At 60.6% G+C, this 26,721-nt stretch carries 26 protein-coding genes; 12 read left to right on the top strand and 14 right to left on the bottom strand.

Going from position 1 to position 26,721, the window contains the following annotated elements; translation table 11 throughout:
- Positions 1–70: 70 nt before the first annotated feature.
- Complete coding sequence (locus ACLB1Z_RS00235; protein WP_409561522.1) at positions 71–2,650, bottom strand: ABC transporter permease; 2,580 nt, start codon at positions 2,648–2,650, stop codon at positions 71–73.
- On the bottom strand, positions 2,647–3,414 hold the full coding sequence (locus ACLB1Z_RS00230) for an ABC transporter ATP-binding protein (protein WP_409561521.1): 768 nt from the start codon (positions 3,412–3,414) through the stop codon (positions 2,647–2,649). The genes ACLB1Z_RS00235 and ACLB1Z_RS00230 overlap by 4 nt, the downstream gene beginning before the upstream one ends.
- 52 nt (positions 3,415–3,466) lie before the next feature.
- Here ACLB1Z_RS00230 and ACLB1Z_RS00225 point away from each other — a divergent pair, with 52 nt between their 5' ends.
- Both ACLB1Z_RS00225 and thpR read left to right on the top strand, forming a co-directional pair.
- Positions 3,467–4,183: an arylesterase gene (locus tag ACLB1Z_RS00225; protein WP_409561520.1), complete on the top strand. Its 717-nt coding sequence runs from the start codon at positions 3,467–3,469 to the stop codon at positions 4,181–4,183.
- Between the two features lie 29 nt (positions 4,184–4,212).
- Positions 4,213–4,791: an RNA 2',3'-cyclic phosphodiesterase gene (gene thpR, locus ACLB1Z_RS00220; RefSeq protein ID WP_409561519.1), complete on the top strand. Its 579-nt coding sequence runs from the start codon at positions 4,213–4,215 to the stop codon at positions 4,789–4,791.
- A 12-nt stretch (positions 4,792–4,803) separates the two neighbouring features.
- On the opposite strand, the gene ACLB1Z_RS00215 is transcribed toward thpR, so the two are convergent.
- Positions 4,804–5,781: an NADPH:quinone oxidoreductase family protein gene (locus ACLB1Z_RS00215; protein WP_409561518.1), complete on the bottom strand. Its 978-nt coding sequence runs from the start codon at positions 5,779–5,781 to the stop codon at positions 4,804–4,806.
- Positions 5,782–5,833: 52 nt separating this feature from the next.
- Here ACLB1Z_RS00215 and ACLB1Z_RS00210 point away from each other — a divergent pair, with 52 nt between their 5' ends.
- Complete coding sequence (locus ACLB1Z_RS00210) at positions 5,834–6,340, top strand: RNA methyltransferase (protein WP_013950169.1); 507 nt, start codon at positions 5,834–5,836, stop codon at positions 6,338–6,340.
- The gene (locus tag ACLB1Z_RS00205; RefSeq protein WP_013950168.1) at positions 6,341–6,859 is read left to right on the top strand and encodes an invasion associated locus B family protein; all 519 of its coding nucleotides are present in this window, start codon (positions 6,341–6,343) and stop codon (positions 6,857–6,859) included.
- Positions 6,860–6,861: 2 nt separating this feature from the next.
- Here ACLB1Z_RS00205 and ACLB1Z_RS00200 read toward each other — a convergent pair whose 3' ends face one another.
- The 3 genes from ACLB1Z_RS00200 to ACLB1Z_RS00190 form a co-directional block, all read right to left on the bottom strand.
- Positions 6,862–7,506 (bottom strand): Smr/MutS family protein, encoded by a 645-nt coding sequence (locus ACLB1Z_RS00200; protein WP_409561517.1) that lies wholly within the window; start codon positions 7,504–7,506, stop codon positions 6,862–6,864.
- Positions 7,503–8,822, bottom strand: a complete 1,320-nt coding sequence (locus ACLB1Z_RS00195) for a murein transglycosylase A (protein WP_409561516.1) — start codon at positions 8,820–8,822, stop codon at positions 7,503–7,505. The genes ACLB1Z_RS00200 and ACLB1Z_RS00195 overlap by 4 nt, the downstream gene beginning before the upstream one ends.
- A 102-nt stretch (positions 8,823–8,924) precedes the next feature.
- Entirely contained in the window at positions 8,925–9,680 is a 756-nt protein-coding gene (locus ACLB1Z_RS00190; RefSeq protein WP_409561515.1) for a Tim44/TimA family putative adaptor protein, read from the bottom strand.
- Positions 9,681–9,979: 299 nt separating this feature from the next.
- On the opposite strand from ACLB1Z_RS00190, the gene ACLB1Z_RS00185 reads away from it, so the two are divergent.
- Positions 9,980–10,510 carry an FxsA family protein gene (locus ACLB1Z_RS00185; RefSeq protein ID WP_409561514.1) on the top strand — a complete coding sequence of 177 codons (531 nt, stop codon included), beginning with the start codon at positions 9,980–9,982 and terminating at the stop codon, positions 10,508–10,510.
- A 112-nt stretch (positions 10,511–10,622) separates the two neighbouring features.
- Positions 10,623–11,117, top strand: coding sequence for a protein-export chaperone SecB (gene secB, locus ACLB1Z_RS00180; protein WP_409561513.1), 495 nt, complete (start codon positions 10,623–10,625; stop codon positions 11,115–11,117).
- Between the two features lie 6 nt (positions 11,118–11,123).
- Here the strand turns inward: secB and dnaQ are convergent, their stop codons facing one another.
- Genes dnaQ through ACLB1Z_RS00155 form a run of 5 tightly spaced genes read right to left on the bottom strand, consistent with a single transcriptional unit; the run spans position 11,124 to position 14,756 of the window.
- Entirely contained in the window at positions 11,124–11,834 is a 711-nt protein-coding gene (gene dnaQ / locus ACLB1Z_RS00175; protein ID WP_409561512.1) for a DNA polymerase III subunit epsilon, read from the bottom strand.
- Positions 11,835–11,855: 21 nt separating this feature from the next.
- The gene (gene coaE / locus ACLB1Z_RS00170; RefSeq protein ID WP_409561511.1) at positions 11,856–12,473 is read right to left on the bottom strand and encodes a dephospho-CoA kinase; all 618 of its coding nucleotides are present in this window, start codon (positions 12,471–12,473) and stop codon (positions 11,856–11,858) included.
- Complete coding sequence (locus ACLB1Z_RS00165; protein WP_409561510.1) at positions 12,474–13,304, bottom strand: shikimate dehydrogenase; 831 nt, start codon at positions 13,302–13,304, stop codon at positions 12,474–12,476.
- Positions 13,301–13,912: a Maf family nucleotide pyrophosphatase gene (locus ACLB1Z_RS00160; protein WP_409561509.1), complete on the bottom strand. Its 612-nt coding sequence runs from the start codon at positions 13,910–13,912 to the stop codon at positions 13,301–13,303. The genes ACLB1Z_RS00165 and ACLB1Z_RS00160 overlap by 4 nt, the downstream gene beginning before the upstream one ends.
- Positions 13,905–14,756 carry a pyruvate, water dikinase regulatory protein gene (locus tag ACLB1Z_RS00155; protein ID WP_409561508.1) on the bottom strand — a complete coding sequence of 284 codons (852 nt, stop codon included), beginning with the start codon at positions 14,754–14,756 and terminating at the stop codon, positions 13,905–13,907. Before ACLB1Z_RS00155 ends, ACLB1Z_RS00160 begins: the two co-directional genes overlap by 8 nt.
- Positions 14,757–15,207: 451 nt before the next feature.
- Here ACLB1Z_RS00155 and hemE point away from each other — a divergent pair, with 451 nt between their 5' ends.
- From hemE to rho, 3 genes are all read left to right on the top strand, one after another.
- Positions 15,208–16,260 (top strand): uroporphyrinogen decarboxylase, encoded by a 1,053-nt coding sequence (hemE, locus tag ACLB1Z_RS00150; RefSeq protein ID WP_409561507.1) that lies wholly within the window; start codon positions 15,208–15,210, stop codon positions 16,258–16,260.
- Positions 16,261–16,268: 8 nt separating this feature from the next.
- Positions 16,269–16,796 (top strand): protoporphyrinogen oxidase HemJ, encoded by a 528-nt coding sequence (hemJ, locus tag ACLB1Z_RS00145; RefSeq protein ID WP_409561506.1) that lies wholly within the window; start codon positions 16,269–16,271, stop codon positions 16,794–16,796.
- Positions 16,797–16,998: 202 nt separating this feature from the next.
- Positions 16,999–18,264 (top strand): transcription termination factor Rho, encoded by a 1,266-nt coding sequence (gene rho / locus ACLB1Z_RS00140; protein ID WP_013950154.1) that lies wholly within the window; start codon positions 16,999–17,001, stop codon positions 18,262–18,264.
- 79 nt (positions 18,265–18,343) lie between these two features.
- Here rho and bla read toward each other — a convergent pair whose 3' ends face one another.
- The 3 genes from bla to ACLB1Z_RS00125 form a co-directional block, all read right to left on the bottom strand.
- Complete coding sequence (gene bla, locus ACLB1Z_RS00135) at positions 18,344–19,192, bottom strand: class A beta-lactamase (RefSeq protein ID WP_409561505.1); 849 nt, start codon at positions 19,190–19,192, stop codon at positions 18,344–18,346.
- Positions 19,193–19,364: 172 nt separating this feature from the next.
- The gene (locus ACLB1Z_RS00130; protein ID WP_409561504.1) at positions 19,365–20,345 is read right to left on the bottom strand and encodes a sterol desaturase family protein; all 981 of its coding nucleotides are present in this window, start codon (positions 20,343–20,345) and stop codon (positions 19,365–19,367) included.
- 110 nt (positions 20,346–20,455) lie between these two features.
- The gene (locus tag ACLB1Z_RS00125; RefSeq protein ID WP_409561503.1) at positions 20,456–22,468 is read right to left on the bottom strand and encodes a thioredoxin domain-containing protein; all 2,013 of its coding nucleotides are present in this window, start codon (positions 22,466–22,468) and stop codon (positions 20,456–20,458) included.
- Positions 22,469–22,575: 107 nt separating this feature from the next.
- On the opposite strand from ACLB1Z_RS00125, the gene mnmE reads away from it, so the two are divergent.
- The 3 genes from mnmE (at position 22,576) to rsmG (ending at position 26,720) form a co-directional block, all read left to right on the top strand.
- Positions 22,576–23,919 carry a tRNA uridine-5-carboxymethylaminomethyl(34) synthesis GTPase MnmE gene (mnmE, locus tag ACLB1Z_RS00120; RefSeq protein WP_409561502.1) on the top strand — a complete coding sequence of 448 codons (1,344 nt, stop codon included), beginning with the start codon at positions 22,576–22,578 and terminating at the stop codon, positions 23,917–23,919.
- 183 nt (positions 23,920–24,102) lie between these two features.
- On the top strand, positions 24,103–26,037 hold the full coding sequence (gene mnmG, locus ACLB1Z_RS00115; RefSeq protein WP_409561501.1) for a tRNA uridine-5-carboxymethylaminomethyl(34) synthesis enzyme MnmG: 1,935 nt from the start codon (positions 24,103–24,105) through the stop codon (positions 26,035–26,037).
- A complete protein-coding gene (gene rsmG, locus ACLB1Z_RS00110) occupies positions 26,037–26,720 on the top strand; it encodes a 16S rRNA (guanine(527)-N(7))-methyltransferase RsmG (RefSeq protein WP_409561500.1) in 684 nt (227 codons plus the stop codon). Before mnmG ends, rsmG begins: the two co-directional genes overlap by 1 nt.
- The last annotated feature ends 1 nt before the right edge of the window (position 26,721 follow it).

Genomic DNA, 26,721 nt, shown 5'->3' with positions numbered 1-26,721 from the left:
CCGGTTCTGCGTGGAATATGATCCTGCTGCCGAAGCCTTTCAAGGTCCGGAAACCAAAAGCAGAATGCTTTTATTCTGAACGCAGGTAACTTGCAGGCGGAGCCTTAAGGATCATCCACGTTCCGATCCCACCGAACACCGCAATCATAGCCGCTGCAACCCCAAGCGTCACGAAAACGGCATTGAGCGAAAAGACATAATCCAATTCCATCACGCGGGTAACGGCAACCCAAGCGATGACACTGCCGAGCAGAATGGCGATGAGCGCCGCAATCACGGCCAGCAAGGCATATTCCCAGGCGTGCGCCATGAGAATCTGCCGCCGCCGTGCCCCGATCGTCTTCAGAATAACGGCTTCGAGGATTCGCCGCCGCTGAGCCGTTACGAGCGCGCCTGCTAAAACGAGCGCGCCCGCCGTCAGCGTCACGCTACCTGCAACTTGAACCGCCACCATCACTTTCGCGAAGATCTTGCTGAACTGATCGATGGCGTCGCGAACGCGAATGGCGCTGACCGACGGATAGGACCTGCCGATATCGCGCACCATCCGGGTTTCGACATCCGCCGCCGTTCCTGGCGGCAGGCGCACCGTCGCAAGCAGATTATGCGGCGCGGCCCGCAGCGTGTTCGGCGAGAACACCATGATGAAGTTGAGGGCGATGCTCTCCCACTTCACCTCGCGCAGGCTTGCGACCTTCGCTGTTATATTACGCCCGAGCACGTTGATCGTCACGCTGTCGCCAAGTCCGACCCCGAGTTTTTTCGCGATTTCGCCCTCGAACGATACGAGCGGCGGCCCGGAGTAATCTTTCGCCCACCAGGAACCTGCGGTGAGTGTCGAACCTTCTGGAATGCTGTCGGAATAACTCAGGCCGCGGTCGCCATTCAGTACCCACTGAGTATCGGACGAAAATTTGAGATCCTCGACCGGCGTACCTTTGATCGCGACGATCCGGCCGCGCAGCATCGGCGCTTCGACCAGTGACGTGCCCGGTACGTCTTGCGCGATGCGCGCCTTCAACCCATCGAAATCTCCGGGCGGAATGTCGAGCAGGAAATAATCCGGCGCTTCCTCAGGCAAGCGGTCCCGCAGATCCGCCACCAGTGAAGCATTCGCGAGTGCCACCACGACGAGCAGCGAAAGGCCAGTCCCGAGCGACAACACGACAGAACGCGTCAGCCCGTCAGGCGAACCGATGTTGCGCAACGCCAGTCCCAATTCCGGCCGCGACGGGCGCGGCAGGCGACGCGCCATCCGCGCCAGAAATCCGCCGAGCCAGCCGAATACGACCAGCATGACGACCAGCCCGGCAAGAATCCAGAGCGCAATCGACCGTGGCTCCGACGTCAACACCGCGATCGCGATCAGCGCCGCACCGAGCGCCGCCATCAACACGATGAGCGATGTTCGCGGCCGACCGCCGGATCCGTTAATGCTGTCGCGAAAAAGAACCGTCGCCGATACGTTTTCCGCTCGTCCCAATGGCCAGAGCGCAAACAGCAACGCAACGAGCGCGCCATAGAGCGCCGCGAGTCCCAGACTGAGCGGCGATACCTCGACGTTGATCCGAACAGGCAGCAAATCACCGTAGAATTCGTCGATGATCGACGGCACCGCAACGCCGAGCGCGAGGCCGATCGCAATGCCTACCGCGCTCATGATGACGAGCTGCACCAGGAATATGCCCATGATCTGCGAACCCGACGCGCCGATGCTGCGGAGCGTCGCGATCACCTTCATGCGCTTGTCGATGAACGTGGAAACCGCGTTCGCAATGCCCACGCCGCCGACCAGCAGCGATGCCAGCCCGATCAGGATGAGAAACTGCCGCAAGCGGTCGAGCGCCCGGCTGATCTGCGGTGACGGATCATAACGATCGTTGCTGGTGTAGCCGCCGGTCGGAAGTTTTTCGGCAACCGATTTGCGCAAATTCGAAAGCGCCCCACGGTCGCTTGGCGCACCTGTCGGCAACTTGATCGCATAGCGCCAGCGAATGAGTGTGCCGGGCTTGATGAGATCGGTTTTTTCCAGCGTCGCGAGTGACACGAACACACGCGGGCCATAGGTCATGCGGTCGACGATGGCATCCGGCTCGTTATCGAGAATGCCTTTAATCACCACACTTTCTGAGCCGATGCGCATCTCGTCGCCGATCTTGAGACCGAGCCGATCAAGCAACATGGCATCGGCGACGGCGCCCTGTCCGGAAAGCGCTTCGGCAAATGTGCCACCGCTCTTCAGCGTCACCGTCCCTGCGAGCGGATAAGCGCCATCGACGCCTTTCAACTCCGCCAGGGCCTGATCCGAACCGTCGGTACGCCGCGCCATCGTTCGCATCGTCGCCGTTTCGCTCACCCGCCCGAGACTGTGAAACAGCTGCTGATCCTCGGGCGTGCCGCGAACATGCATCCGCGCGAACACGACATCGCCGCCGAGGATCGCCTCGCCCTGTTTCGTAAGTCCGGCGCGCAACGCATCGGCCAGCGCGCCGACGGCCGCGATCACCATCACACCCAGTGCCAGGCAGGCGATGAAAATGCGAAAACCATCGAAACCATTGCGAATTTCGCGCAAACCGAGACGAACGATGGTGAGAATACTCGCGCGTTTCGGCTGAGCCGCGCCGTCCAAATTCGAGAGTGCCGTCACGACGACACCGCGCGCATAGCGGCTTCCGTCCTCTCGTCGGCGACGATTGCGCCGTCCGTCATGCGGATCACGCGATCGGTCATTGCCGCAAGCTTGTTGTCATGCGTGACGATCACGAGGGTCGCGCCGCGCCGCTCGCGCAGACCGAACAACAGCTCGATAATCTGTTTGCCCGTTCGCCCGTCGAGATTGCCGGTCGGCTCGTCTGCGAACAGAATATCCGGCGACCGGCTCAACGCGCGGGCAATCGCAACGCGCTGCTGCTCGCCGCCTGAAAGTTCCGCCGGGAAATGATCGACACGAGCGCTCAAGCCCACTTCCGCCAAGAGGTCGCGCGCCGTCTCGAAGGCCTTTGCTTCGCCCGCAAGCTCCATCGGCAGGGCGACATTTTCCAGCGCCGTCATCGTCGGCACAAGATGAAACGACTGGAACACGATGCCCATGTCGGCGCCGCGCAGAACGGCCAGATTATCTTCCGACAGCGACCCAAGCTCGCGCCCCGCGACCGTAATGCGGCCGCTCGTCGCCCGTTCGAGGCCCGCCATCGTCATCAGCAGCGAGGTCTTGCCCGATCCCGATGGCCCGACGATTGCCGCCGATTGCCCGCGCGGAATCGCAAGCGACACGCCACGCAGGATATGTACCGGCCCGGCGCGGCTCGTTAAGGTCAACTGCACATTGTCGAGTTTAATGATCGGATCGCTCAAGGTAAGATGCCCTGCCTTGTCGTGGCTGATGTGTGTCGTATCGGACTTGTGCCGCACACATTGAGCCTCTACGTCAGCTCATGAAATGTGTGATGTGTGGGGCCGAAAGATGAACGCTAAAGCTTCCCGCGCCCCGAACCGGGTTTCTGGCTGGATTGCGAAGACCGCCTTTCGCGTACTGATCTGTGCCGGGATGATGGCTCCGCTCGTAACCTCTGCAACTGCCGTGTCGTCGCGCCCACTGACGATCGTCGCCTTCGGCGACAGTCTGACGGCCGGTTACGGCGTCAAAACCAGCGACTCCTTCCCGACCCAGCTTCAGATGGCGCTTCAGGCCAAGAGACACAAGGTCACCGTAACGAATGCCGGCGTTTCGGGCGATACGACGTCGGGCGGACTGGAACGCCTCGACTGGGCGCTCGATCCCAAACCCGACGCGGTCATCATGGAGCTTGGCGCCAACGACGCGCTGCGCGGCATCGATCCGAAAGTCCCGCGCGAAAACCTCGACAAGATGCTGGCCGATCTCAAAGCCAAAGGCATTCCCGTTCTGCTCACCGGCATGAAAGCGCCGAACAACTGGGGCGACGATTACGCCAAAAAATTCGATGCGATCTTTCCGGATCTCGCAAAAAAATACGACGTTCCGCTTTATCCGTTTTTTCTTGAAGGCGTCGCGCTCGATCCCTCATTCACGCAACCCGATGGTCTGCATCCGACGGCCAAAGGCGTTGCCGAAATCGTGAAACGCATTCTGCCTGACGTCGAAGCGCTTATCGCGCGCATCGACCAAAGTGAGACGACAGCAAAAGGGGCTGCGCCTTAAGCCCCGCCTACGAGCAAGGACATCCTGAAATGCCCCGCTTGTTTACGGCCATCGAACTGCCTGACGATATTTGCGACGAGCTGCATCGGTTGCGTATGCCTCTTCCCGCCGCGCGCTGGATTAAACCGGAGAGCTACCACATCACGCTGCGGTTCGCCGGCGACATCGGCAACGTTCAAGCGCGCGAGTTTGCCGACAACCTCGCCCGCATCGAACCTGACGGCTTCGAGCTGCGCTTGTCCGGTCTTGGCGTCTTCGGCGGTGACGATCCGCATTCGATCTGGGCGGGCGTCGAACCCAAACCCGAACTCGAAGACCTCGCCCGCGCCCACGAGAAAGCCGCACGCAATGCCGGTCTTGCGCCCGATACGCGGGCGTTCAAACCGCATGTCACGCTCGCCCGCCTGAAACATTCGAACGTCGATTCCATTGCCCGTTACTTGTCGCGCTACGGCGGCTATCGCTCGGAGCCGTTTTTCGTTGCACGAACATTGCTGATGTCCTCGCGCCCAAGCGTTGGCGGCGGGCCGTACGGCGTCGAAGAACGCTTCCCGATGCGCGGCATGGGCTTCCTGGCAGATGAAGGCGAAGGCGACGTGAGCTGGTAACGCGCGACCGCGTCAGCTTATCGTCAGCACGATCTTGCCGGTCGCCTCGCGACGGTCGAGCACACCCAACGCCGACACGATGTCTTCGAGCGGATACGTCGCCTGAACGCGCGGCCTGAGCCGCCCCTCGCGCACCCAGTCCAAGACGCGAACCATATTGGCGCGATGCCCGGCGGGATTGCGCGTCACCGCTTCGCCCCAGAAAACGCCTGCGATCTCCGCGCCGCGCAACAGCAGCAGGTTGAGCGGAATTTTTGGAATTTCACCCGCCGCAAACCCGACGACCAGAAAGCGCCCCTCCCACGCCAAAGCCCGCACGAGCGGTTCGGACGCCTCTCCGCCGATGCAATCGTAGACGACGTCCGCGCCGCGGCCGCCAGTGAGATTGCGAACTTCCGTTTTGAGATCCGATCCGGGAAACAAGATCACCTCATCGGCCCCGGCAGCCTTGGCGATTTTCGCTTTTTCATCCGATGACACGACCGCGATGACGCGCGCGCCCATCAGCTTTGCGATCTCCACCGCCGCCTGGCCGGCGCCACCTGCCGCGCCGGTCACGACGACCGTTTCTCCGGCCTTGAGCTGACCGCGATCTGCGAGCCCATGAATCGCCGTGCCGTAGGTCACCGAAAGCCCGGCCGCGACCGTCATCGGCACCCCGTCCGGAATGGGCACCAGCTTGCCGATGTCGACCGCGATGTTTTCCGCCGCCCCGCCCCAGTTGACGTAGGCCATCACCGGCTGTTCCACGTGAATCCCGAGATCGTTCGGCCCCACGCTCTCGACCACGCCCGCGATTTCGGCACCCGGCGAAAACGGTAAATCCGGCTTGAATTGATATTTGCCGCGCGTAATCAACGTATCGGCGAAATTGAGACCGACTGCCGCAACCCGGACGATCGCCTGGCCGTCCAGCGGCACCGGCTCCGCCAGCGTCTCGATAACGAGGCCGTTCGGCCCCTCAAGGCTCTTGCAAAGAGCTGCCTTCATATGTGACGTCCCTCGCGCTGCATCTCTCTCTGACACACACGAGCGGAACCCAATGTCAAGAAAAGCGACCACATGGCCGCCGCATCCGAAAGGCTATTTCGCCATCGGCGCCGAACGCATGTCGAAGTCGCTCAATCTCGGTAACCTGATGCGCTCGGCCCATGCTTTCGGGGCAAGCTTTACCTTTACCGTTGGCGCCACCTACAAAGCCGCTGAGGCCTACGCCGACACGTCCAAAAGTCAGTTGCATTTGCCGCATTACAATTGGTCCTCGCTCGACGAGATGGCTCTGCCCGGCGGCTGCAAGCTGGTCGGCATCGAGCTGCTCGACGATGCGATAGATCTGCCGAGCTTCCGCCATCCGCTGCGCGCGGCTTATGTGCTGGGACCCGAGCTCGGCTCGCTGTCCGAACCGCTGATCGAACGCTGCGACTATGTCGTCAAGATCCCGACAGCCTTTTGCGTCAATGTTGCGATGGCTGGCGCTATCGTGATGTATGACCGCATTAAATCGCTGGCTCGGTTTGCCGATCGGCCGATCGGCGAGGGGGGACCTTGAATGCCGAATGTCGGGAAGACCTTAGCCATTCTATTGTTGGTTGCCGCAGTACCCGGCGGAGGAGCGTTCGGCGCCGAGCAGCAGATGACGCGCGTCAACACCTATGGCGCCTGGTCGTTGATGACCGACACCGCTGATCCGCATCTTTTCTGTTTCATCACCAGCGAGCCGACAGCAAGCCAATCGGGGAGCGTCAATCGCCAGTCGCCTCGGGCCTACATTTCCGCTTGGCCGAAAGACGGCATTCGCGCCGAAGTCAGCTTCCGCATGGGTTTTCGCATCAAGAAAAACACACCCGGCATGGCGACCGTAAGCCCCGCAGGTTTTCGGCTCTTCGGCTCCGGCGACCGCGTCTACGTCTCCGATTCGACCCGCGAGCTGAAGCTCGTCGAAGCCATGCGCAAAGGCAGCACTATGACCGTCGCGGCGACGCCCGCGAGCGGCGCGACGGTGACAGATACCTATTCTTTGAGCGGCATCGGACAGGCCCTGCAGAAACTCCAGCAAACCTGTTTCTGAACTTACACGCGATGGCGCGCGCGCAAATGCACGTAGATGGCGCCCTCGCCGCCATGCTGAATAGCAGCCGTCGTAAAGCTGACGACAATCGCGCGCAAATCCGGTTCTTCCAGCCAGCGTGGCACATTGCGTTTCAACACGCCGCGCTCGCGATCCGCTTCACCGATGTGGGCGGCCTGCGAACCCAGCGCCTTGCCCTTGCCTGTGATGATCAGAACGTAGCGCAGGCCCCGCGCCTGACAGCTCAGCAGAAATCGCCGTAAAGCCGCATGCGCTTCGTGCTGCCGCATGCCATGCAGATCGACCCGCGCTTCAATGTCGAGACGACCGCCGCGAATTTTCCGCACGCTGTTGCGATCGAAAAGCGCAAGCTCTGGCGCGGCCGTACGCGACGGTTTGACGGCGGGCACTTCAACGGGCGCCACTTCCGCGCGTTGCTTGCTCGCGGCGCGCTCCACGCGCCCGGCAGCTTTCGGCGCGGCTTTCGGCTTGACGTGCCCCAGTTTGACGGCCTCGCTGGCCGGATGAAAACGGCCTTTGGCGCGCTTCAGCGGCTCGATCGTTGCCGCCGCGTAGTGCCAAACCTCATGATCGTCATCGCCGGTCGATCCGCCTTTTTTGGCGCCGGGTCCTTGCCGCTTCTTCACGGCTCCATGCTCGCAGTCTTCGGGTCTGGAACCGCCGGGATGCCATAGTCAGTGCTGGTTTCATTCGGCAGCAATGCATAGAGGTGACCGGGTTGCTTCGTAACGCCGGCCCGCCGCCCGGCCTCGGCACCCGAACCGAAATAGATGTCCCCGCGCTCAGTGCCCTTGATCGCCGAGCCGACATCGTGCGCAACCATCAAGCGGCGAAAAACCTTCGACGTCGTGGCATGCGTGATCCGTGGCGCATCGACATAAATCGGCGTTCCAATCGCGTAGTACGTTGTATCGACGGCGAGGCTCCGTCCGGTCTGCAGCGGAATGCTCATGACACCCATCGGCGCCTTCGCCTCATTGCCTAAAAGCTCCTTGAAGAAGACGTAGGACTTGTTCTTCCACATCACGGGTTTAGCGCGATCTTTGTCTGCCCGAAGATAGCTCTTCAGCGATTTAAGCGACATCTCCTCGGCCGTCATTTGACCGTCGGCGATCAATTCTTTTCCGATGGATGTATAGGGATAGCCGTTTTTGCCGTCGTAGGTCACGCGCACTTTTTCGCCGTTCGGCAGTTGAATGCGCCCCGACCCCTGCACCTGCATGAAAAAGACGTCGACCTGGTCCTTGAGATACATGAGTTCAAGCCCATGCCCTGCGAGACCGCCCTCCTCGATCTCGGAGCGCGTCAGATGCGGCTCAAGGCCCTTCGCAGTCCTCCGCTGATGCGTGAAAGACCCTGACTTCGCGCCGCGCTCGCTTTCCGCCACCATGTTCACCAGATCGGGCGGACGCTTGTAGATCGGAATCTTATAGATCGCCGTCGGCGTCCGCGATCCCTTGATGACCGGCTCATAATAGCCCGTCAGCAGACCTTCGCTGTCACCACCGCTAATGCGATGCGGCCGGAAGTTCGCTTCAAAGAACTGCCGCGCTTCGCTGCGCGTACGAATGGATTTCGTTTTCGACAGTTCGAGCGCAGTCGAGCAAATGTCGAGAAGGGCCTGCGGTTCTCCGGTGCTTCCTGGTTTGGCAGGACGGGCGCCCGCCCGCAGGACCGGCTTGCAGGAGGCTAAAAAAGCCTTCCACGCCGCCAGATGATCGTCAGCCGCCCAGCCGGGAAGCTCACTGAACGCCATAGGCTCGAACGTAACGGCACTCGGCGGCATCGCAGGCGAAGCTTGAGTTTGAGGTGGAGGTGACGAAGGGTCAGCTAGCGCTGTCTGACCATCAAGGATAAGATTATGGGACAGAAACACCAGCATGGTCGCCATCGCAAGACGGCTGACCAGTAAAAATCTCGGGTGATACGCACACTTGGTCACAAGGCGCCCCCCGGTGCCCGACCCACGCAGTCCTCAAAAACCTCTTAATCCGTGCGCGGCCTACACCGCCCCTCAGAAAAGCACGTACCGCTTAATCGTGACTTAATTTGGCGCCTGCGTCGCGACGAGCCGCCAATTCGGATTGCTCCGGGCCTTCGCCGTCGACACATCACGGCTGAACGTCCAGATATCCGTCACGTCCTTGATCTTCTGCGCGTCGCCCGCGATGACCTGACCGGCCTTGTCACGCGTTGCCGAGATCAGTTCGCTCATGAAGCGCACCGTCACAGACGCGACGCCGTTTTTGACTTCGGCTTCGACGATCTCAGCCTTTTTGATACCGACAAACTGCTGCTCGATCGTCTCCCCACGCGCTTCGCGGTCGGCGATCGCGGTGGTAAATCCATCATAAACTTCCTTGCTCAGAAGGTCTTTCAAGGCCCGGCGATTGCCCTCCGCGAACGCCGACACGATCATCTCGTAAGCGCGTCCGGCGCCGGCCACGAACGACTCGGGATCGAGCGAGGGATCGAGCTTCGCAATATCGAGCAAGCCAGCCGTGACGGCCGGATCCTGTACCGGATAGGCGCGAATTTTTGCTTCGACGCTCGGACCGGACATTTCCGGCGCCGGAGCAGGCGGCATGGGTTCCCGGTCGCGGCGCGGCATCGCGATGACGTCGGCCGACGCCGTTTCGGTCGCCGGACGCTGCGCAGCTTCGCGCTCACGCGTTTTCAGCCGCTCGACGCGCTGCTCGTCCTCATCGGTGCGATGGCCAAGCACGCTCCTGAGCTTGATGATCGCAGCAACCGCGACGACAAGAGCAATCAGCGTTATGAGATCGAATTGGCCGTACATTCTAAAGGTCAGCGCTCCGGTGGGGGACAAGGACAGAGATGCCGGTGGGCACCCGGATCGATTGCCGCAACCCTATCACCTATCTAAGGCTGCGGACGGACGTTTTGAAGATGGCACCTATAGCACCTTAAGGTTGCCGCGTCTGCCGTCCATCTTTCGGCTTGCGAATGTGACGTTGCCTCATGGTAAGCGCCAAGAGCAACGCAAATAGTGTTGAAACGTCCGCCCCCGCGTCGGGAAGGTGTGTGGCCGCTGACATGCAACCGCGCTAAGGTGTCGCGTTCGTTAGGTAAGAGCATATGTCTCAACCCTTGAAAATCGCCCTGGTCCTCGCGTTCGCAGCCCTTCCGTTGCTGGAAATCGGGCTGCTGATCCGTGTTGGCCAGCTCATCGGCATCTGGTGGCTCGCGGCGATCATTATCGGCACCGGCATTCTCGGCACATATGTCATCCGCCGCGTCGGTCTTTCTGTTTTCGAACGTGCCCTGTCGCGCTTGGGATCCGAACGGGAAGGTTTCTCGCCCCTCTTCGATGGCTTCCTCCAGGTTCTCGCCGGGCTGCTTCTGATCTTTCCTGGTCTCATTGCCGATTTCTGCGGCCTGATCCTGCTCGTGCCGCCGATCCGCCGCATCGTCATCCAAACCGGCCTACTGAAGCTCGTCACGCTGTTCCACTATCAGGCTGAGGTCAGCCGCGAGACGTTTCGCGCCCGAGACGATGTTCCGCCCGCCGATGCCGACGGCATCGTGATCGAAGGCGAATATGAGCGCGTCAGCGAGCGGCCTATTCGCCCCGGCAGATCCGTCCAGCCGCGCCGATCCCGCTCATAGCGACACGTGTTTCGGGAAAGCCTTGCAAGCGCATTTGATTGCGTCACCCGGATCGACGTGCTAGCGACCCCGCATCAAAATTTAAGTATCGCGACGCCGCGGGAGGGGATCCATGGCCGACAACGAAAACAATGGAAACGGCGCAGCGAACGACGGACAGGTTCCGATCCAAGCCAAGATCGTCAACCAATACATCAAGGACCTCTCGTTCGAGAATCCGAACGTCCACAAGCTGATTGCCGGCGCCGGCGATCAGCCGAACCTTCAGGTCGAGGTTAACGTCGCCGCCCAGCGCATCAACGGCGATCTCTACGAGACCGCAATCGAGTTCAAGGCAACCGCAACGAACAACCTCGGCACTATCTACGTGCTCGAAACGGTCTACGCCGGACTGCTGAAAATCGACAGCATTCCCGATGGCGCGCTTGAGCCGTTCCTGCTGATTTCCGGCCCGGCGATGATCTTCCCGTTCCTGCGCCGTCTCGTCGCCGACATCACCCGCGAAGGCGGTTTCCCGCCGCTGCTTCTCGATCCGATCGACTTCGGCGGTCTTTACGTTCAGCGCCAACGTCAGCGCGCTCAGTCGGCCGGCCGCGCCGACGCCTGATCGACGTCACGCCGACGTTTTATTCCAGAAGTTGAGCCAAAGCGCCGGCGTCTTCATTTTCTCAATAAACGACTGGTGCGCGGCGATGTCGGCCTCGCCAATGCGCGGCGGTAGCGGCTCCGGCCGAACCGCCGCGAGAGTGCGCCCTGCACCGGGCCGCAGGCCGTTTGCTTTCGCGCCGACGGTCTGCAATCCGAGCGCCGCCTGACGTTCGCCGAGCAGCTCGACGTAAACTTCCGCCAGCAGCAAACTGTCGACGAGCGCGCCATGCTTCGTGCGAACGGAATTGTCGATGGAATAGCGTTTGCACAATCCGTCGAGCGTATTCGGACCCGCCGGATGGCGACGCCGCGCGATCGCGAGCGTATCGACCACGCGATCGAAGCTGATCGGCTTCTCGCCGACAAGCCCCAGCTCGTAATTGAGAAACATGATGTCGAATTGCGCGTTGTGAATGACGAGAACGTCATCCGCCAGAAACGCCAGCAGGTCGCGCACCACGTCCTTGAACAGCGGCTTGTCGAACAGGAACTCTGTCGCGATGCCGTGAATCTCTTGCGCTTCCCTCGGCACGTCGCGCTGCGGATTGATGAAACGATGAAACTCGCGGCCCGTCGGAATGCGGTTGATCATCTCGATACCGCCGACTTCAATCAGGCGATGACCCTTTTTCGGATCGAGGCCCGTTGTTTCCGTGTCGAGAACGATTTCGCGCATTCTGGTCCTTCAGGCCTGGCGTCAATCGCGCCAGAACTGCTCGTAGGCCGTGGCGCTCAAGGCCGGTAGTTTAGTGATGACGACGTCGATTTGGCTGTTGCAGTTTTCGACCGATCCGCTGGTGTCCACAACGAAATCGGCGCGGATCTGCTTTTCGGCTTCCGAAAGCTGGCGTGCCACCACGGTTTCGAATTTCTCGTCCGTCATTCCCGCACGTGCAAGCACCCGCGCGCGCTGAACCTCACGCGAAGCGGTAACGACGATGATCGCATCGACATGCTCATCGCGCCCGGCTTCGAGAAACAGCGGCACTTCGAGAACGGCAAGCTCCGAACCATGGTGGTATTCGGCCTGCAGGAATTTGCGCTCAGCCTCATGCACGCGCGGATGCACGATGGCCTCGAGCTCTTTGAATCGATGTGGCGCAGCGAGCAGATGTTCGGTGAGTTTAGCGCGATCGACCGCGCCGTTCGTCAGCGATCCCGGAAATGCCTTTTCGATTTCGTCAGCCAGCGGCCCGGCATAAAGCCGATGCACCTCCGCGTCGGCATCGAACACTGCGATCCCGCGCGCGCGAAACCGCGCTGCGGCTGTCGATTTGCCCATACCGATCGACCCGGTCAGTCCCACGACGCGCATTCATCCCTCGCGAATATGGTCAGCAACGAGGGTATAAAGCTCGGAGGAAACCTCAGGCCGGACCCCGAACCATTTTTCAAATCCGGGAACAGCCTGATGGAGCAGCATGCCGAGACCGTCGACCCCCACCAATCCATGCGTGCGTGCGGACTTTAAGAGCGGAGTTTCCAACGGGACGTAAACAAGATCAGCGACAACAGCGTCCTTTTTGCCAGAGCGGAAGTCGATCTCGGGATCGCCGACGCCATTCATACCGAGAGTTGTCGTATTAACGATAAGAGATGCTTCCGCGACGTGATTATTCCGGACATCCCACGCCCACGCGGACACCCCTGCGCCGAAGTGCCGCGCAATGTCTTCCGCCCGGTCAAGGGTGCGGTTAAAGACGCGAATATCGCTCCGCCCGCTGTCTAAAAGACCATAGATGACAGCCCGCGCCGAGCCGCCCGCACCAAGCACCAGAACCGGCCCATCGACCGCGCGCCAACCCGGCGCACGCCAATCAAGATTAGCCATAAACCCGTAGGTATCGGTGTTCGTGCAAGCGAGCGCATCGCCCTCGAACCAAAGCGTGTTCGCGGCGCCGATCGCCACCGCGGACGCATCCTTGATGTCTGCCGATCCGAACGCGCGCTCCTTATGCGGAACGGTGACGTTGCAGCCGAGGAACCCGCGCTCTTTCATCGTGGCAAGAAACGTCACGAGATCTTTCGGCTCGACAGGCTCCTTCGTATAGAAACCTTCGATCCCATACTTGCGTAGCCAATAGCCGTGAATGAGCGGCGATCGCGACTGCGCAATCGGCCAGCCGATGACACATGCTTTCTTCATGCCGTGATCATCTCTTCATCACGCAGACGCTGCAGCAGCGGCAACAGCGGAATGCCGAGGATCGTGAAATAATCGCCCTCGATCCGCTCGAAAAGCTGCACGCCGGTGCCTTCGAGCTCATAGCATCCGACGCTCGCCAACGCCCGATCCCCCATGCGTTCGAGATAGGCCCCTAGAAACTCGTCGGAGAAATCGCGCACCGTCATTCCGGCGACCGCCAGCGTCTGCCAGTGTACGACGCCGTTGCGTGCAAGCGCCACTGCAGAAACGAGATCGTGCGTGCGTCCGCGCATCATCGTCAAATGATCGCGCGCTTCCAGCATCGTCTCAGCCTTGGAAAAAATCTTGCCGCCGAGCACCAGAACCTGATCGGCGCCGATCACCAATGCTTCCCGATGCAGTTCCGACACGGCGCGGGCTTTCTCGGCTGCCAGCACGCTTGCGATATCGCTCGCTTCGGCTCCCATCGTTTCTTCGAGAATGGCTGTGCGAATGGCGGCTTCGTCGATTTGTGCTGGAACGACATCGAACGTCAATCCAGCGGCTTCGAGCAATGCTTTGCGCGCCGCGCTTCCAGACGCGAGCACGAGGCGCGTTGATTCAGGCATTGGACGGTTCCACCTCCGGTCGCGTACCGGATTTCCGGTCTTGCAAAAGTTTCAGAATCATCGTGGCTGATTCCTCGATCGAACGACGCGTCACGTCGATGATCGGCCAGCCGTGTTGTGCCGCAAGTTTTCGCGTATACGCAATCTCCGCTGAGATCGTATCGCGATCGACATAGGTTTCGAGATCACGGTCGGCCATCAGAATTGCGCGATTGCGGCGCACGTCCGCAATGCGATCAACGTTCGCGATCAGGCAGACGATGAACGCCGTATGCGGCTGCAACAATTGCTCCGGCAGCGGCACTTGCGGCACCAGCGGCAAGTTCGTGGTCTTGTAACCGCGCTGGGCGAGATAGAGCGACGTCGGCGTCTTTGATGTGCGCGAAATACCGAGCAGCACGATATCGGCATCATCGAGATTGTCGGGCAGCCGGCCGTCGTCATGCGCCATAGTGAAGTTCATCGCATCGATGCGGCGGAAGTAGTCAGCGTCGAGTACATGCTGGCCCGCGACTGTCGGCGTCTGCGGTGCGCCAAGATAGCTTTCGAAAACTTTCATGATCGGTTGCAATACGGCGAGGCACGGAATCTTGAGTCGCTGACAATGCGCTTCAAGCTCGGCCACCAGCGTCGTATTGACGATGGTATAGAGAACGATGCCGGGCTCCTGCTCGATATCGGCCAGCACGCGTTTCAATTGCCGCTGCGTTCGCACCAGCGGATGCACATGCTCGATGGCGCGAATGTTCTGATACTGCACCGTCGCCGCTTTTGCGATCGCCACCAGTGTTTCACCGGTCGAATCCGAGACGAGATGCATGTGAAAGAGGCTCGGCAGCGTCATGGCGATGATCTCTCGAAAATGACGCCCGGCGGCATGTTCAAAACTCGCATGTTATCCCCTGCCCCCGTGGACGACCCATCGGTTGAGAGAACAACCATCCTCTCGCCCACGGCGATACCCACATCCTGGCAAAAGGGAAAGATGTTGTTCAGCGAATGGCCGTCCAAAGGAACAACCACGCTCTCCTGGCCTCGTCTGCCAGTTCTTAACAGGATGTCCCTTCGGGTTGGCGGCACACATTACCTGCAAGGCCTTGATTAATGGGCGTCTTAAGGCCCTATTGCGCCAGCCGCCCCACAAGCGCTACGCCTCGTGCTACACGATCCGGCAATGGGATACCTTGTGGATGACGCGTGGATCGCTAGCCGATCCCCGATCCTCCCCGGCCTAAGAGTCAAAAAAATAAGCTTCAAGAAAATTTATCTGATCTGAAGTGAAGGGAAGAACGAAGGTGCGCGACCTGAAATCAGAACTGCTCGACAAGCGCTTCCTGCAACCGTTTGCGAGCAAGGCCGTCGCACCGCCTCCGGTCTGGCTGATGCGGCAAGCCGGCCGCTACCTGCCGGAATACCGCCAGGTCCGCGCCGAAGCCGGCAGCTTCCTCGATCTCTGCTACACGCCAGATCTCGCCGCTGAAGTGACGTTGCAGCCGATCCGTCGTTTCGGCTTCGATGCCGCGATCCTGTTTTCCGATATTCTCGTCGTGCCCGATGCGCTGGGCCAGAGCGTTCGCTTCGCCGAAGGCGAAGGTCCGCGCCTCGATCCGATCAAATCCGTTGCTGGCCTCGCCCGACTCGCCCTATCGAACACCAACGACAAGTTTGCGCTCGTTTGCGAAACGGTCCAGCGGCTGAGCGAAGCACTGCCGCGCGAAACAGCTTTGATCGGATTTTGTGGGGCACCGTGGACCGTCGCGACATACATGGCCGAAGGCAAAGGTTCGTCGGACCAAGCAGCGGCACGAGGCTGGGCCTATCGCGATCCGGCAGGCTTTCAGCAACTCATCGATATCCTGACGGAAACGTCGATTGTTTATCTCACGGGGCAAATTGAAGCCGGCGCCAATGCAATCCAAATTTTCGACAGTTGGGCTGGAAGCCTTGCCGAAAACGAATTTGCGCGCTGGGTCATCGCACCGACTGCCCGCATCGTTCGTGCGATCCGCGAACGCTTCCCCGCTGTTCCGATCATCGGCTTTCCGCGCGGCGCCGCGGCTTCGTTGCAAACCTATATCGACGGAACCGACGTCGATGGCGTCAGCTGCGACACATCTTGCCCGCTGAGCGTGATGCAGACGATCGCAAGAACAGGCAAAGCCGTGCAGGGCAATCTTGATCCGCTGTTGCTCGTGACGGGCGGCGATGCCCTCGACCAGCGTGTCGACACGATTTGCGAAACGATGGCCGGGCTGCCATTCGTCTTCAACCTCGGACACGGCATCGTTCCAGAGACACCGCCTGAAAATGTTGCGCGGCTCGTCGCGCGTGTGCGCAAAGCATCGTGAGGCACGTCATGGCGGAAACAACCAGTGGACGAACCGTAGCCATCCGCGCCGGCGTCGCCCTTGCCGTCACAGCGATTGCAGCCGCGGCGATGATGCTGATTTTCGGCGACGCGGCTTACCTTTGGATCAAGGCGCTCCACGTCATCGCGATCATCGCCTGGATGGCGGGCATGCTCTATTTACCGCGCCTCTTTGTCTATCATGCCGATGCGCCGGTCGGTTCGCCTCAGTCTGAGACTTTTAAAATCATGGAGGCGCGCCTCCTCAATATCATTACGACGCCCGCGATGGTGGTGGCCTGGGTCCTGGGTCTATGGCTAGCCTGGCAGGGTGCTTTCTGGTCGGCGCCTTGGTTGCATGCAAAATTGGCGCTTGTCCTTGCGCTTTCCGGGTTGCATGGCTACCTCTCTGCTGCCACCCGCGCCTTCCGCGAAGACCGGAACACGAAACCGGCGCGCCACTGGCGAATCGTCAACGAGATCCCGACCGTACTGATGATCGGGATTGTCATCCTTGTGATTGTAAAGCCGTTTTGACACTTTCCAGATCGGTGCCGATCTGCTATACAAGCCATGTCCTCATTGGATTTTGGCAGACGGCACGTTTCGACGTTTTAATGCGTCAACGCTCGCTGGGTTATGACGGGGCGCCCGCCTCGTCGCCGTCGTGCCAGGCTCATTCACCCCACCTCACCACCCGATTCCGCTGACATGCGGCGCTCCGTGGAGTTCTTTTTCAATGAAGCAAATGAAGCTCGAGGATTTGAAGCGGAAGTCTCCCGCTGAGCTCGTCACCTTCGCCGAAGAGGCCGGTGTCGAGAATGCCTCGACCCTGCGCAAGCAGGAATTGATGTTCGCGACGCTGAAGCAGCTCGCGACGCAGGAGACTGAAATTACCGCGACGGGCGTCGTCGAAGTTCTGCAGGACGGCTTCGGCTTCCTGCGCTCGCCGGAAGCGAACTATCTTCCTGGCCCCGACGACATCTATGTGTCGCCCTCGCAGATCCGCCGCTTTGCCCTCCGCACCGGCGACACCGTCGAAGGCCAGATCCGTTCCCCCAAGGAGGGTGAGCGCTACTTCGCGCTTCTCAAGGTTTCGAACATCAACTTCGAAGACCCCGAGAAGGCGAAGCACAAGAGCCACTTCGACAACCTGACGCCACTCTATCCGACGAAATGGCTGAAGCTCGAAATCGAAGACCCGACGATCAAGGATCTGTCCCCGCGTGTCATCGATATTGTCTCGCCGATTGGCAAAGGGCAGCGCGGACTGATCGTGGCACCGCCGCGAACCGGCAAGACGGTTCTGTTGCAGAACATCGCCCATTCGATCTCCGTCAATCATCCGGAATGCTACCTGATCGTTCTTCTGATCGATGAACGGCCTGAAGAAGTCACCGACATGCAGCGCTCGGTGAAGGGCGAGGTTATCTCCTCCACATTCGACGAGCCGCCCTCACGCCATGTCCAGGTTTCGGAAATGGTCATCGAGAAGGCTAAACGTCTCGTTGAGCATAAGAGGGACGTCATCATCCTGCTGGATTCGATTACGCGCTTGGGTCGTGCCTACAACACAGTTGTGCCGTCATCCGGCAAGGTGCTGACCGGCGGCGTTGATTCCAACGCGCTACAGAGGCCGAAGCGCTTCTTCGGCGCGGCTCGCAATATCGAAGAAGGCGGCTCGCTGACCATCATCGCGACGGCGCTCGTCGATACAGGTTCGCGCATGGACGAAGTTATTTTCGAAGAGTTCAAGGGTACCGGCAACTCGGAAATCATTCTGGACCGCAAGGTCTCCGACAAGCGCGTCTTCCCGGCGATCGATGTGGCCCGCTCGGGCACCCGCAAGGAAGACCTGCTCATTCCGAAGGATCAGCTCAAGAAGGTCTATGTGCTCCGCCGCATCCTCAACCCGATGGGCACGATGGACGGCATCGAGTTCCTCATCGACAAGCTGCGCTCGACCAAGACCAATGGCGAGTTCTTCCAGTCGATGAATACATAAGCAGCTACAACGATTCACGTGAAAAAGGCCGCTGCATCCAAGCGGCCTTTTTTCTTTGCGCTTGCCGTTCCATTCAGACCTAGCCGAAATGACGGGCAACGATCCGACCGACGTCAGTCAGCAGCGGATCCCGGTCCGCAGGCTTCGCTGCGACACCGGTCGAATAGGCTGCGACCAGCAGCGGCTTTTTATTTGGCCGCTGAATGATGGCGACGTCATTGGCTGTTCCGTTCGCGCCGCTTCCGGTTTTATCGCCGCTGGCCCAGCCGGCCGGCAGACCAGCTGGAATACGTCGCGCTGCCGTCTTGCAGCCATTCAACCAGCCCAAAAGTCTCGCTCGTGAGTTCGCAGCCAACGCATCTCCGAGCACCAGCGCGTTGAGATCGGCGAGCATCGCCGCTGGCGTTGTCGTGTCGCGCGGATCGCCGGGAATGCAGGTGTTGGCATCGGGCTCGAACCGATCGATCCGTGTCACCTCATCAGCCAGAGAACGAACGTAGCGTGTCGCGCCGTCTGGCCCGCCAACTGCTTTGAGAATGAGATTGGCGGCGGTGTTGTCACCGTACTCGATCGCCGCCGCGCAAAGATCGCTCATCGTCATGCCGCCTTTGCCGACGGCTGTCTTTGTCACCGGCGCATAATCGAGAAGATCGCTGGCCTGAAAGGAAATCCATCGGTCCAGCCGCTCAGAACCCATGTCGACGTTGTGCAGAACGGCGCCAACGATAAGAAGTTTGAATGTGCTGCACATCGGAAAGCGCTCGTCGGTACGATAGGCCATGCGCTCGCCCGATCCGCTATCGAGTACCGCCACGCCGAGCCGGCCGCCGTATTGTCTCTCCAAGACCTCAAACGGATTTTCGTCGCCGCGCGCAGACGATCCCATGACGAGCGCTGCGGTCGTGAGAATGAAGGCGCGGCGATCCAATGACAGCTCCCATGAATGCGAATTTCGGAGCTCTCACTGACGATGATCTATCGCCAAATGATGGCGTTCGGAATCTCACTTTTCGAATGCCACAATGATTCACGTGAAATAAAAAAGCCGCCCAAATGAGCGGCCTTTTGTGATGGTGTTGTGATCATCACGACGAAGACGTTCATTCCGCCGCGTGCAGCACCTGATCGCGCGCTTCTTGCGCCGGCGTTTTTGCTTTGGCCTCTGCGGCCATCCGCTTATAGCGTTCCGGTTCGCCCTTACCCGGCACGTACACCCATGGCAGGATCAACTGCTCCCACAAACTCTTCGGGAAGTTCGGCAGCTCGTCGACGCCCATGTCTTTCGAGGTGACTTCGCGCGACAGCTTCTCGGTATACGTTCCGAACAGCCGATCCCAGATCGTCAGGAGCATGCCGAAGTTGCAATCACCTTCGGTGCCCCAGTTGACGTGGTGCATATGATGCGCGCGTCCGATCGCCAGATGCTTCTCCAGCGGTCCGAGATAGGCGTCCACGTTGGAATGCTGCACGATCAGAGTGACAGAGATCACGAAGCCGAGCACGACCGCAACGGACGCCGGCATGCCGATGATGACAAGCGGCATGTTGCCGACGATCATGTCGATCGCCTGGTGCAGTGGATGGCGGATAACGCCGTTGTAGCCGTAGAGCCGCCCGACGCCGTGATGCACCGCATGCAGCCGCCACAGCATCGGCAGGCGATGGCTGAGGTAATGCATGAACATGAAGGAGAAGTCGGCGACGACGAACGCGATCAGGACCTGGCCCCACATGGGCCACTCCGTCGGCCAGAGACCCTGGAACGGAAACAGCCAGCAGATCACGGGGATCAGCAGAACGCCGTTGATCGCTCCTAACTCGTAGAGCGCGATGTGCCCGGTGTTCGTGAGCATGTCTCCATGAGACTCGTTATCGTTCCACTCCGGAAAGAATGGAGCGATCCGTTCGGCGAGCAATGAAGTTGCATAAGCTACGATAAGTAGCGGGAAAATCAACGCATATGCCCACGTCTTTCCTTCCGCGACGACCAAGTGGCTGACCACCCAATAGGCGGCGCCGGTCAGGCCGAGCATCATGAAAGGTATGTAGCCGTAACGTACGGCTGCTCTGAGAATTTTCATTGGTGGGGCTGCCTTTCTCGACACCCTGTATATCGCGCATAGGATAACTCATCCAAGCGTTTGCTCCGTGAGACCTTTCAACGCGGTAAAAATTGACAGCGATCAATAGTTTAGCTGCGTGCGATCAGAACTTCTTTTCGTAGATCTTGGGGCTGCCGAACCGGCATTCCGCAAACGGGTCCGACGCAGACATAAGCCGTTGATTCTCCGTCTATGCTCATTTTGCCTGCAAGCGGTGAGCCCTCTGCAAACGATCCTGTCTCCGAAAAGAAGGTCACGGCCCCCGGGGCCGACATGTCAATTAATGTCTTTCTCAGATCAGATTTGCTGCCGTCGATCACGGCAACTTGAACGAGGCGGCCGAGATCGAGTCCTGCGGCGATCAATCCGCAGTGACCTGTAGGCGCCCGCGCGACGGCACCCGAAAACACCCGCGTGAGTTCCGCCGCCCTATCGTCATACGTGAGGTCGCCCGTCATGGCTGCGAGTGCAATAAGGTTCGACAGCTGAATCGCATTCGCGCTGGGTGTCGCGTCGTCGGATGCCGACTTCAGCCGCACGACGACGTCGCTGGTATCGTCGGCCGCCGTGAAGTAGCCGCCGCTCTCGCCATCCCAATAGTGCGTGTTGAGCACCTCCGCCCAGCGCTGGGCTTGGCTGAGATAGCGGTCTGATAGGGTCACCTCGTAAAGGCGCAGCGCCGCCCAGATCATGTTCGCGTAATCCGACGCCGTCGCAGGAGCCTTCGCAAGTCCGCCGCGATAGGAATGAAAGAGGCGATCGCCCCCGGCGGCGAGTTTCGTCGTGACGGCGCCGAACGCACGCTCCGCCAGCGCCAGCCATTCCGGCTCATCGAAAACGATAGCGGCGCGTGACACGGCTGCGATCGCTAGCCCATTCCAATCTGCAAGGATCTTGTCGTCCCATCCGGGCCGAATGCGAGATGCGCGCCGCTGCAAAAGCTTCGCACGCATTTCGCCGAGACGCGCTTCTTCCTCATCGGGCAGCAGCGCTTGCTGGTCGAGACGATTGAGGATGGTGTGGCCCTCGAAGTTTCCTTGCGGTGTCACGCCATAGATGCGGGCAAAGAATGCTGCGTCTTCCGCACCCAAAACGTCTGCAATTTCCTCCGCACTCCAGACATAGAATTTGCCTTCCTCGCCTTCGCTGTCGGCGTCGAGTGAAGCTGCAAAACCGCCTGCTTCTGCGATCATCTCGCTCTTCAGCCACGCGATCGTCTCCGCGATGCGGGTCTTGAACAGCGGCTCCTGCGTCTCGCGCCAGACCTCCGTCAGCAGATCGATCAACAGCGCGTTGTCGTACAGCATCTTCTCGAAGTGCGGCACGAGCCAATACTCATCGACCGAATAGCGCGCGAAGCCACCGGCGAGATGATCGTAGATGCCTCCCTGGCAGATGTTCCGCAGCGTCGTGACGACGGCCCGTTTTGCATCCTCGTCGCCAAAGCGCATAGCGCCGCGCCAGAGCAGCCAGAAAATGTTCCACTGCGGAAATTTCGGCGCGCCATTGAGGCCGCCATGTTCGCGGTCAACGGCGCGCGAAATCCGCGCCACGAGATCGCGTATGTCGGGACCGGCCGCGACGCGGTCTTTCGTTGATGCTTCTTCTTTCAGTGACGCCACCAGCGCTTCGGTATTCTTGGCGACATTTTCCGGCTGGTTCTGATAGGCCTCCGCGATCCGCAGCAGCACCGTCACGAACGACGGCCGGCCGTAGCGTGATTCACGTGGAAAGTAGGTGCCGCCCCAGAACGGTTTCGCCTCGCTATCGAGAAACATCGTCAGCGGCCAACCACCTTGTTCGCCGAGCCGATGCAGCGCGCCCATGTAGATCGCGTCGATGTCCGGCCGCTCCTCGCGATCGACTTTGATATTGACGAAAAGGTCGTTCATCACCTGCGCGGTATTGGGATCTTCAAAGCTCTCGTGCGCCATCACGTGGCACCAGTGGCATGCCGCATAGCCGACAGAGAGCAGGATAGGCTTTCCCGTTCGCTTGGCTTCGGCCAAGGCCTCCGGACCCCACGCCCACCAGTGCACCGGATTGTCCTGATGCTGCAGCAGATAAGGGCTCGTCTCATACTTCAGGCGATTTTCGGACATGTAAGGAATTCAACGGGCGTTAGGAGGAATTGCGAGATCAAGTTGCGGCACGAAGCATCCGCGCGTACGCGAAGCTTATGTCGATAACGCCCTCGTACTCAAATTCCATGAATCAAAGCCCCCCAACACCGGATACGACGACCATCTTCGCGCTCTCGAGCGCGCCGGGTCGCGCGGGCGTCGCCGTCATCCGCATTTCCGGACCGGCTGCTCAGGGCGTGCTGCAGAGAATGGTGGCGCCGATACCCAAGCCACGCGTCGCTGCCTTTCGGACCATTCGTCATCCCGAGACAGGCGAAGCGCTTGACCGCGCGGTCGTGCTTTGGTTTGCGGCGCCTTTGTCCGAAACAGGCGAAGACGTCGTCGAGTTCCAAGTCCACGGCAGCCGGGCCGTCGTCGCAGCTCTTCTGTCCGCTCTGGCCACCATTCCCGGATGCCGCTTGGCAGAACCCGGAGAATTCGCCCGCCGCGCCTTCGAAAACGGCAAGCTCGATTTGGCCGAAGTCGAAGGTTTGGCCGACCTCGTTGATGCCGAAACCGACGCCCAGCGCCGCCAGGCCCTCGCCCAGGCAGGTGGCGCATTGTCGAAACTCTATGACGGCTGGCGCGCGCGCCTGATCGAAATTGCAGCCCTCACCGAGGCCGCCATCGACTTCTCCGACGAGGGCGACGTCTCGGCATCATCATTCGCCGAAGCGCGAAAACGTGCGGAAATCTTGGCGAAAGAGATCGCAGCGCATCTCGATGACGGTCATCGCGGCGAGATCCTGCGCGACGGCTTCCGCGTTGCTCTGCTGGGCGCACCGAACGCCGGAAAATCGTCGCTGCTGAATGCGCTTGCTCGTCGTGACGCGGCCATCGTCTCGGCCGAAGCCGGAACCACGCGTGACGTCATCGAAGTTCGCCTCGACCTCGGCGGCTTGCCGGTCATCGTCTCCGACACCGCCGGCATTCGCGAAGCCGCAAGCGAAGTCGAACAGGAAGGCATCCGCCGTAGTCTTGCCGCCGCCCGAGACGCCGATCTGATCCTGTGGCTGACGGAAAAAGAGGAGTCGATTCCACCGCTTGGCTTTTCACGTGAAACAAGTCTTGTAATTCGTTCCAAAGCCGATCTTCCACATGAGTCGCAGATGGAACCGGGCTTTGGCGATTTGGCCATCTCCGCGAAGACCGGCGCGGGTCTCGACCGTCTAATTGCAGTCATCTCAGAGCGTGCGAAACAGGCTGTCGGCTCGCAAACGGACCCCGTCATCACGCAGGCGCGCCATCGGCAGGCCCTCGAAACGGCCTTGGCCGACGTGACGGCTTTTCTGGCTGAAAGCCCCGAGCCCATCGAACTCCGGGCCGAAGATGTCCGCCGCGCCGCCCAGGCTCTGGGCCGTATCACCGGCCGCGTCGACGTCGAGGACGTCCTTGACCAAATCTTCAGCCGTTTCTGCATCGGCAAGTGAGTCCAAAAAGTTTCACGTGAAATGATTCTTTGGATTCGCAAGCCTGGATTTTTCTCCCTCCCGCCCAAACTCCCGATTCTGCGGCTTCCGGCCCGCTCGACGAAGGAGAGTCGGAAGCCGCGATCAAAAACTAAGGGCGTTTCGCCTTTTGCCGTGCCTCCGGATTTGCGCTAAATCCCGCCAATGAACCGATATGATGTCATCGTCGTGGGCGGCGGACACGCCGGAACCGAGGCTGCAGCGGCCGCGGCGCGCATGGGCGCGCGGACGGCGCTTGTCACGCATGCTTTTGCGACCATCGGCGAAATGTCGTGCAATCCGGCCATCGGCGGCCTCGGCAAGGGCCATCTGGTTCGGGAAATCGACGCGCTTGACGGCCTGATGGGTCGCGTCGCCGACGTTGCCGGTATCCAGTTCCGCCTTCTGAACCGCTCCAAAGGCCCCGCCGTCCATGGCCCGCGCACTCAAGCCGACCGCAAACTCTATCGTCAGGCCATGCAGGCCGAAATCGCCGCAATTCCAAATCTCGATGTGATCGAAGGCGGGGTCGAGGACCTGATCGTCGAAAATGGCCGCGTGGAAGGCGTGATCACGGCCGACGGTCGCCTGGTCCGCTCCGGCGCCGTTGTCCTGACGACGGGCACGTTCCTGAACGGCCTGATTCACATGGGCGAGCAGAAAATCCCGGCCGGCCGGGCAGGGGAGGCCCCGGCGTTGAAGCTGTCCGACCGGCTTTACGCTCTTGGCTTGAACCTCGGTCGCCTCAAGACCGGCACCCCAGCCCGCCTCGACGGCAAGTCCATCGATTGGTCCGGCCTTGAAATGCAAAAGGCTGACGACGATCCGGTCCCATTCTCGTTTTTGACCGAGACAATCGCGACGCCCCAAATCGCTTGCGGCATCACCTATACGACGCCGGAAACCCACGACATCATTCGCGCCAATCTCGCTCGTTCGCCGATGTATTCGGGCCAGATCGAGAGCGTCGGCCCGCGCTATTGCCCCTCGATCGAGGACAAGGTCGTGCGCTTCGCCGACCGCTCGGCACACCAGATTTTCCTCGAGCCGGAAGGCCTCGACGACGACACGATCTACCCGAACGGTGTCTCGACCTCGCTTCCGGCCGAGGTTCAGGACGCATTCCTGAAAACCATGCCGGGGCTCGCAAACGTGGTTATCAAGCGGCCGGGCTATGCCATCGAATATGATTACGTCGATCCGCGCGAACTGACCCCGGGTCTTGAAGTGAAGCGCCTGCCGGGCCTGTTCCTGGCGGGCCAGATCAACGGAACAACTGGCTACGAAGAGGCGGGGGCCCAGGGGCTTCTGGCCGGCATCAACGCCGCGCGAACCGCCGGGCGATTAACCATAGATTCATATACAACGGATTCACGTGAAACTGTTTATTCAGAAATGGATTCACGCGAAACGTACAGTATTTCGCGCACTTCCGGTTATTTGGGCGTCATGGTCGACGACCTCGTCACCCGCGGCGTTTCCGAGCCCTATCGCATGTTTACGTCGCGGGCCGAATTCCGCCTGAAACTCCGTGCCGACAATGCCGACCAGCGCTTAACACCCGAGGGCATCCGCCTCGGCGTCGTCGGGCCGGAGCGCGCCCGGGCCTACGAGGCGAAAGCCAAAGCTCTGTTCGACGGCCTTGACTTGTTGAACCAACTCTCGCTCACCCCGACCGAAGCCGCCCGCCACGGCCTGGCGGTCAATCGCGACGGCCGCCGGCGCAGCGCTTTCGATCTCCTGGCCTTCCCGGAGATTTCGCTGGAGCGGCTGAAGGCCGTCTGGCCCGAGATCGACCGCATCGTACCCAAAATCGCCGCTCAGCTCGAGGTCGACGCCCGCTACGCCGCCTACCTCCGCCGCCAGGACGAGGATGTGGCCCAGCTGAAACGGGATGAGGCCGTCCGCATCCCGGACGACTTCGATTACGCGAGCTTGCCCAGCCTTTCGGCCGAAATCCGCCAGAAGCTTGTCCGCCACCGCCCCGCGACCATCGCCCAGGCCGGACGCATCGAGGGCATGACGCCCGCCGCGCTTTTGACCCTGCTCGCCCGCCTCAAGGCCGCCAAGAGCGAAAAATCCGGCCGTAAGTCCGCCTGATGGCCCGATCTCGCACGGAAGCCCGCATCGACACGCCAGCCGCGTTCCAGGCCCGGTTCGGCATCTCGAATGCCGTCCGCGAAAAGCTGGAGACCTACGAAACCCTGCTGAAGAAGTGGCAGAAGACGATCAACCTCGTCGCCCCGAGCACCCTGGACGATATCTGGGACCGCCATTTCGCCGACAGCGCCCAGCTCTGGCCGCTCCGGCCCCCAGAGGCCAAAACCTGGCTCGATCTGGGTTCCGGCGCCGGCTTTCCGGGCCTCGTGCTCGCGATCCTGGCCTCCGAGACCGGCCAGACCCACCATACGTTGGTTGAGAGCGACAGCCGGAAGGCGGCTTTCCTGCGGGAAGCCGCCCGTCAGACCGGCATGGCTGTGGACATTCTGTGCATGAGGATCGAAAATCCCGAGACTCACGCTAAGGTAGGCGTGGCCGACTGCGTCACCGCGCGCGCGCTCGCACCGCTGTCCAAGCTGGTTGAGATCGCAGCGCCGTATTTCGGGCCTTCTACGCTTGGGTTTTTCCTGAAAGGCCGTGACGCCACGGCCGAAGTCGAAAAGGCGGCTCAGGATTGGCAATTTGCCTTTGAGCTGATTCCAAGCGTTACGGAAGAGGACGGCCGCGTTGTGTTGCTTAAAGCGTTGAAACCCCGGGTGTCGAAACCCAAGACGGAGGGATAAC

Source organism: Hyphomicrobium sp. MC8b, from assembly GCF_905067615.1.
Classification (GTDB): domain Bacteria; phylum Pseudomonadota; class Alphaproteobacteria; order Rhizobiales; family Hyphomicrobiaceae; genus Hyphomicrobium_B.
This window is presented reverse-complemented; position numbering and strand designations above follow the sequence as displayed.

Coding starts and splice junctions, on each gene's coding strand:
- ACLB1Z_RS00160 (WP_409561509.1), bottom strand. CDS start 13,912: ATGCCTGAATCAACGCGCCTCGTGCTCGCGTCTGGAAGCGCGGCGCGC.
- ACLB1Z_RS00210 (WP_013950169.1), top strand. CDS start 5,834: ATGTCAAGAAAAGCGACCACATGGCCGCCGCATCCGAAAGGCTATTTC.
- thpR (WP_409561519.1), top strand. CDS start 4,213: ATGCCCCGCTTGTTTACGGCCATCGAACTGCCTGACGATATTTGCGAC.
- ACLB1Z_RS00190 (WP_409561515.1), bottom strand. CDS start 9,680: ATGTACGGCCAATTCGATCTCATAACGCTGATTGCTCTTGTCGTCGCG.
- dnaQ (WP_409561512.1), bottom strand. CDS start 11,834: ATGCGCGAAATCGTTCTCGACACGGAAACAACGGGCCTCGATCCGAAA.
- mnmE (WP_409561502.1), top strand. CDS start 22,576: ATGAATCAAAGCCCCCCAACACCGGATACGACGACCATCTTCGCGCTC.
- ACLB1Z_RS00155 (WP_409561508.1), bottom strand. CDS start 14,756: ATGACGCTGCCGAGCCTCTTTCACATGCATCTCGTCTCGGATTCGACC.
- ACLB1Z_RS00205 (WP_013950168.1), top strand. CDS start 6,341: ATGCCGAATGTCGGGAAGACCTTAGCCATTCTATTGTTGGTTGCCGCA.
- rsmG (WP_409561500.1), top strand. CDS start 26,037: ATGGCCCGATCTCGCACGGAAGCCCGCATCGACACGCCAGCCGCGTTC.
- hemJ (WP_409561506.1), top strand. CDS start 16,269: ATGGCGGAAACAACCAGTGGACGAACCGTAGCCATCCGCGCCGGCGTC.
- ACLB1Z_RS00185 (WP_409561514.1), top strand. CDS start 9,980: ATGTCTCAACCCTTGAAAATCGCCCTGGTCCTCGCGTTCGCAGCCCTT.
- ACLB1Z_RS00125 (WP_409561503.1), bottom strand. CDS start 22,468: ATGTCCGAAAATCGCCTGAAGTATGAGACGAGCCCTTATCTGCTGCAG.
- coaE (WP_409561511.1), bottom strand. CDS start 12,473: ATGCGCGTCGTGGGACTGACCGGGTCGATCGGTATGGGCAAATCGACA.
- ACLB1Z_RS00225 (WP_409561520.1), top strand. CDS start 3,467: ATGAACGCTAAAGCTTCCCGCGCCCCGAACCGGGTTTCTGGCTGGATT.
- ACLB1Z_RS00130 (WP_409561504.1), bottom strand. CDS start 20,345: ATGAAAATTCTCAGAGCAGCCGTACGTTACGGCTACATACCTTTCATG.
- ACLB1Z_RS00215 (WP_409561518.1), bottom strand. CDS start 5,781: ATGAAGGCAGCTCTTTGCAAGAGCCTTGAGGGGCCGAACGGCCTCGTT.
- rho (WP_013950154.1), top strand. CDS start 16,999: ATGAAGCAAATGAAGCTCGAGGATTTGAAGCGGAAGTCTCCCGCTGAG.
- secB (WP_409561513.1), top strand. CDS start 10,623: ATGGCCGACAACGAAAACAATGGAAACGGCGCAGCGAACGACGGACAG.
- mnmG (WP_409561501.1), top strand. CDS start 24,103: ATGAACCGATATGATGTCATCGTCGTGGGCGGCGGACACGCCGGAACC.
- ACLB1Z_RS00165 (WP_409561510.1), bottom strand. CDS start 13,304: ATGAAGAAAGCATGTGTCATCGGCTGGCCGATTGCGCAGTCGCGATCG.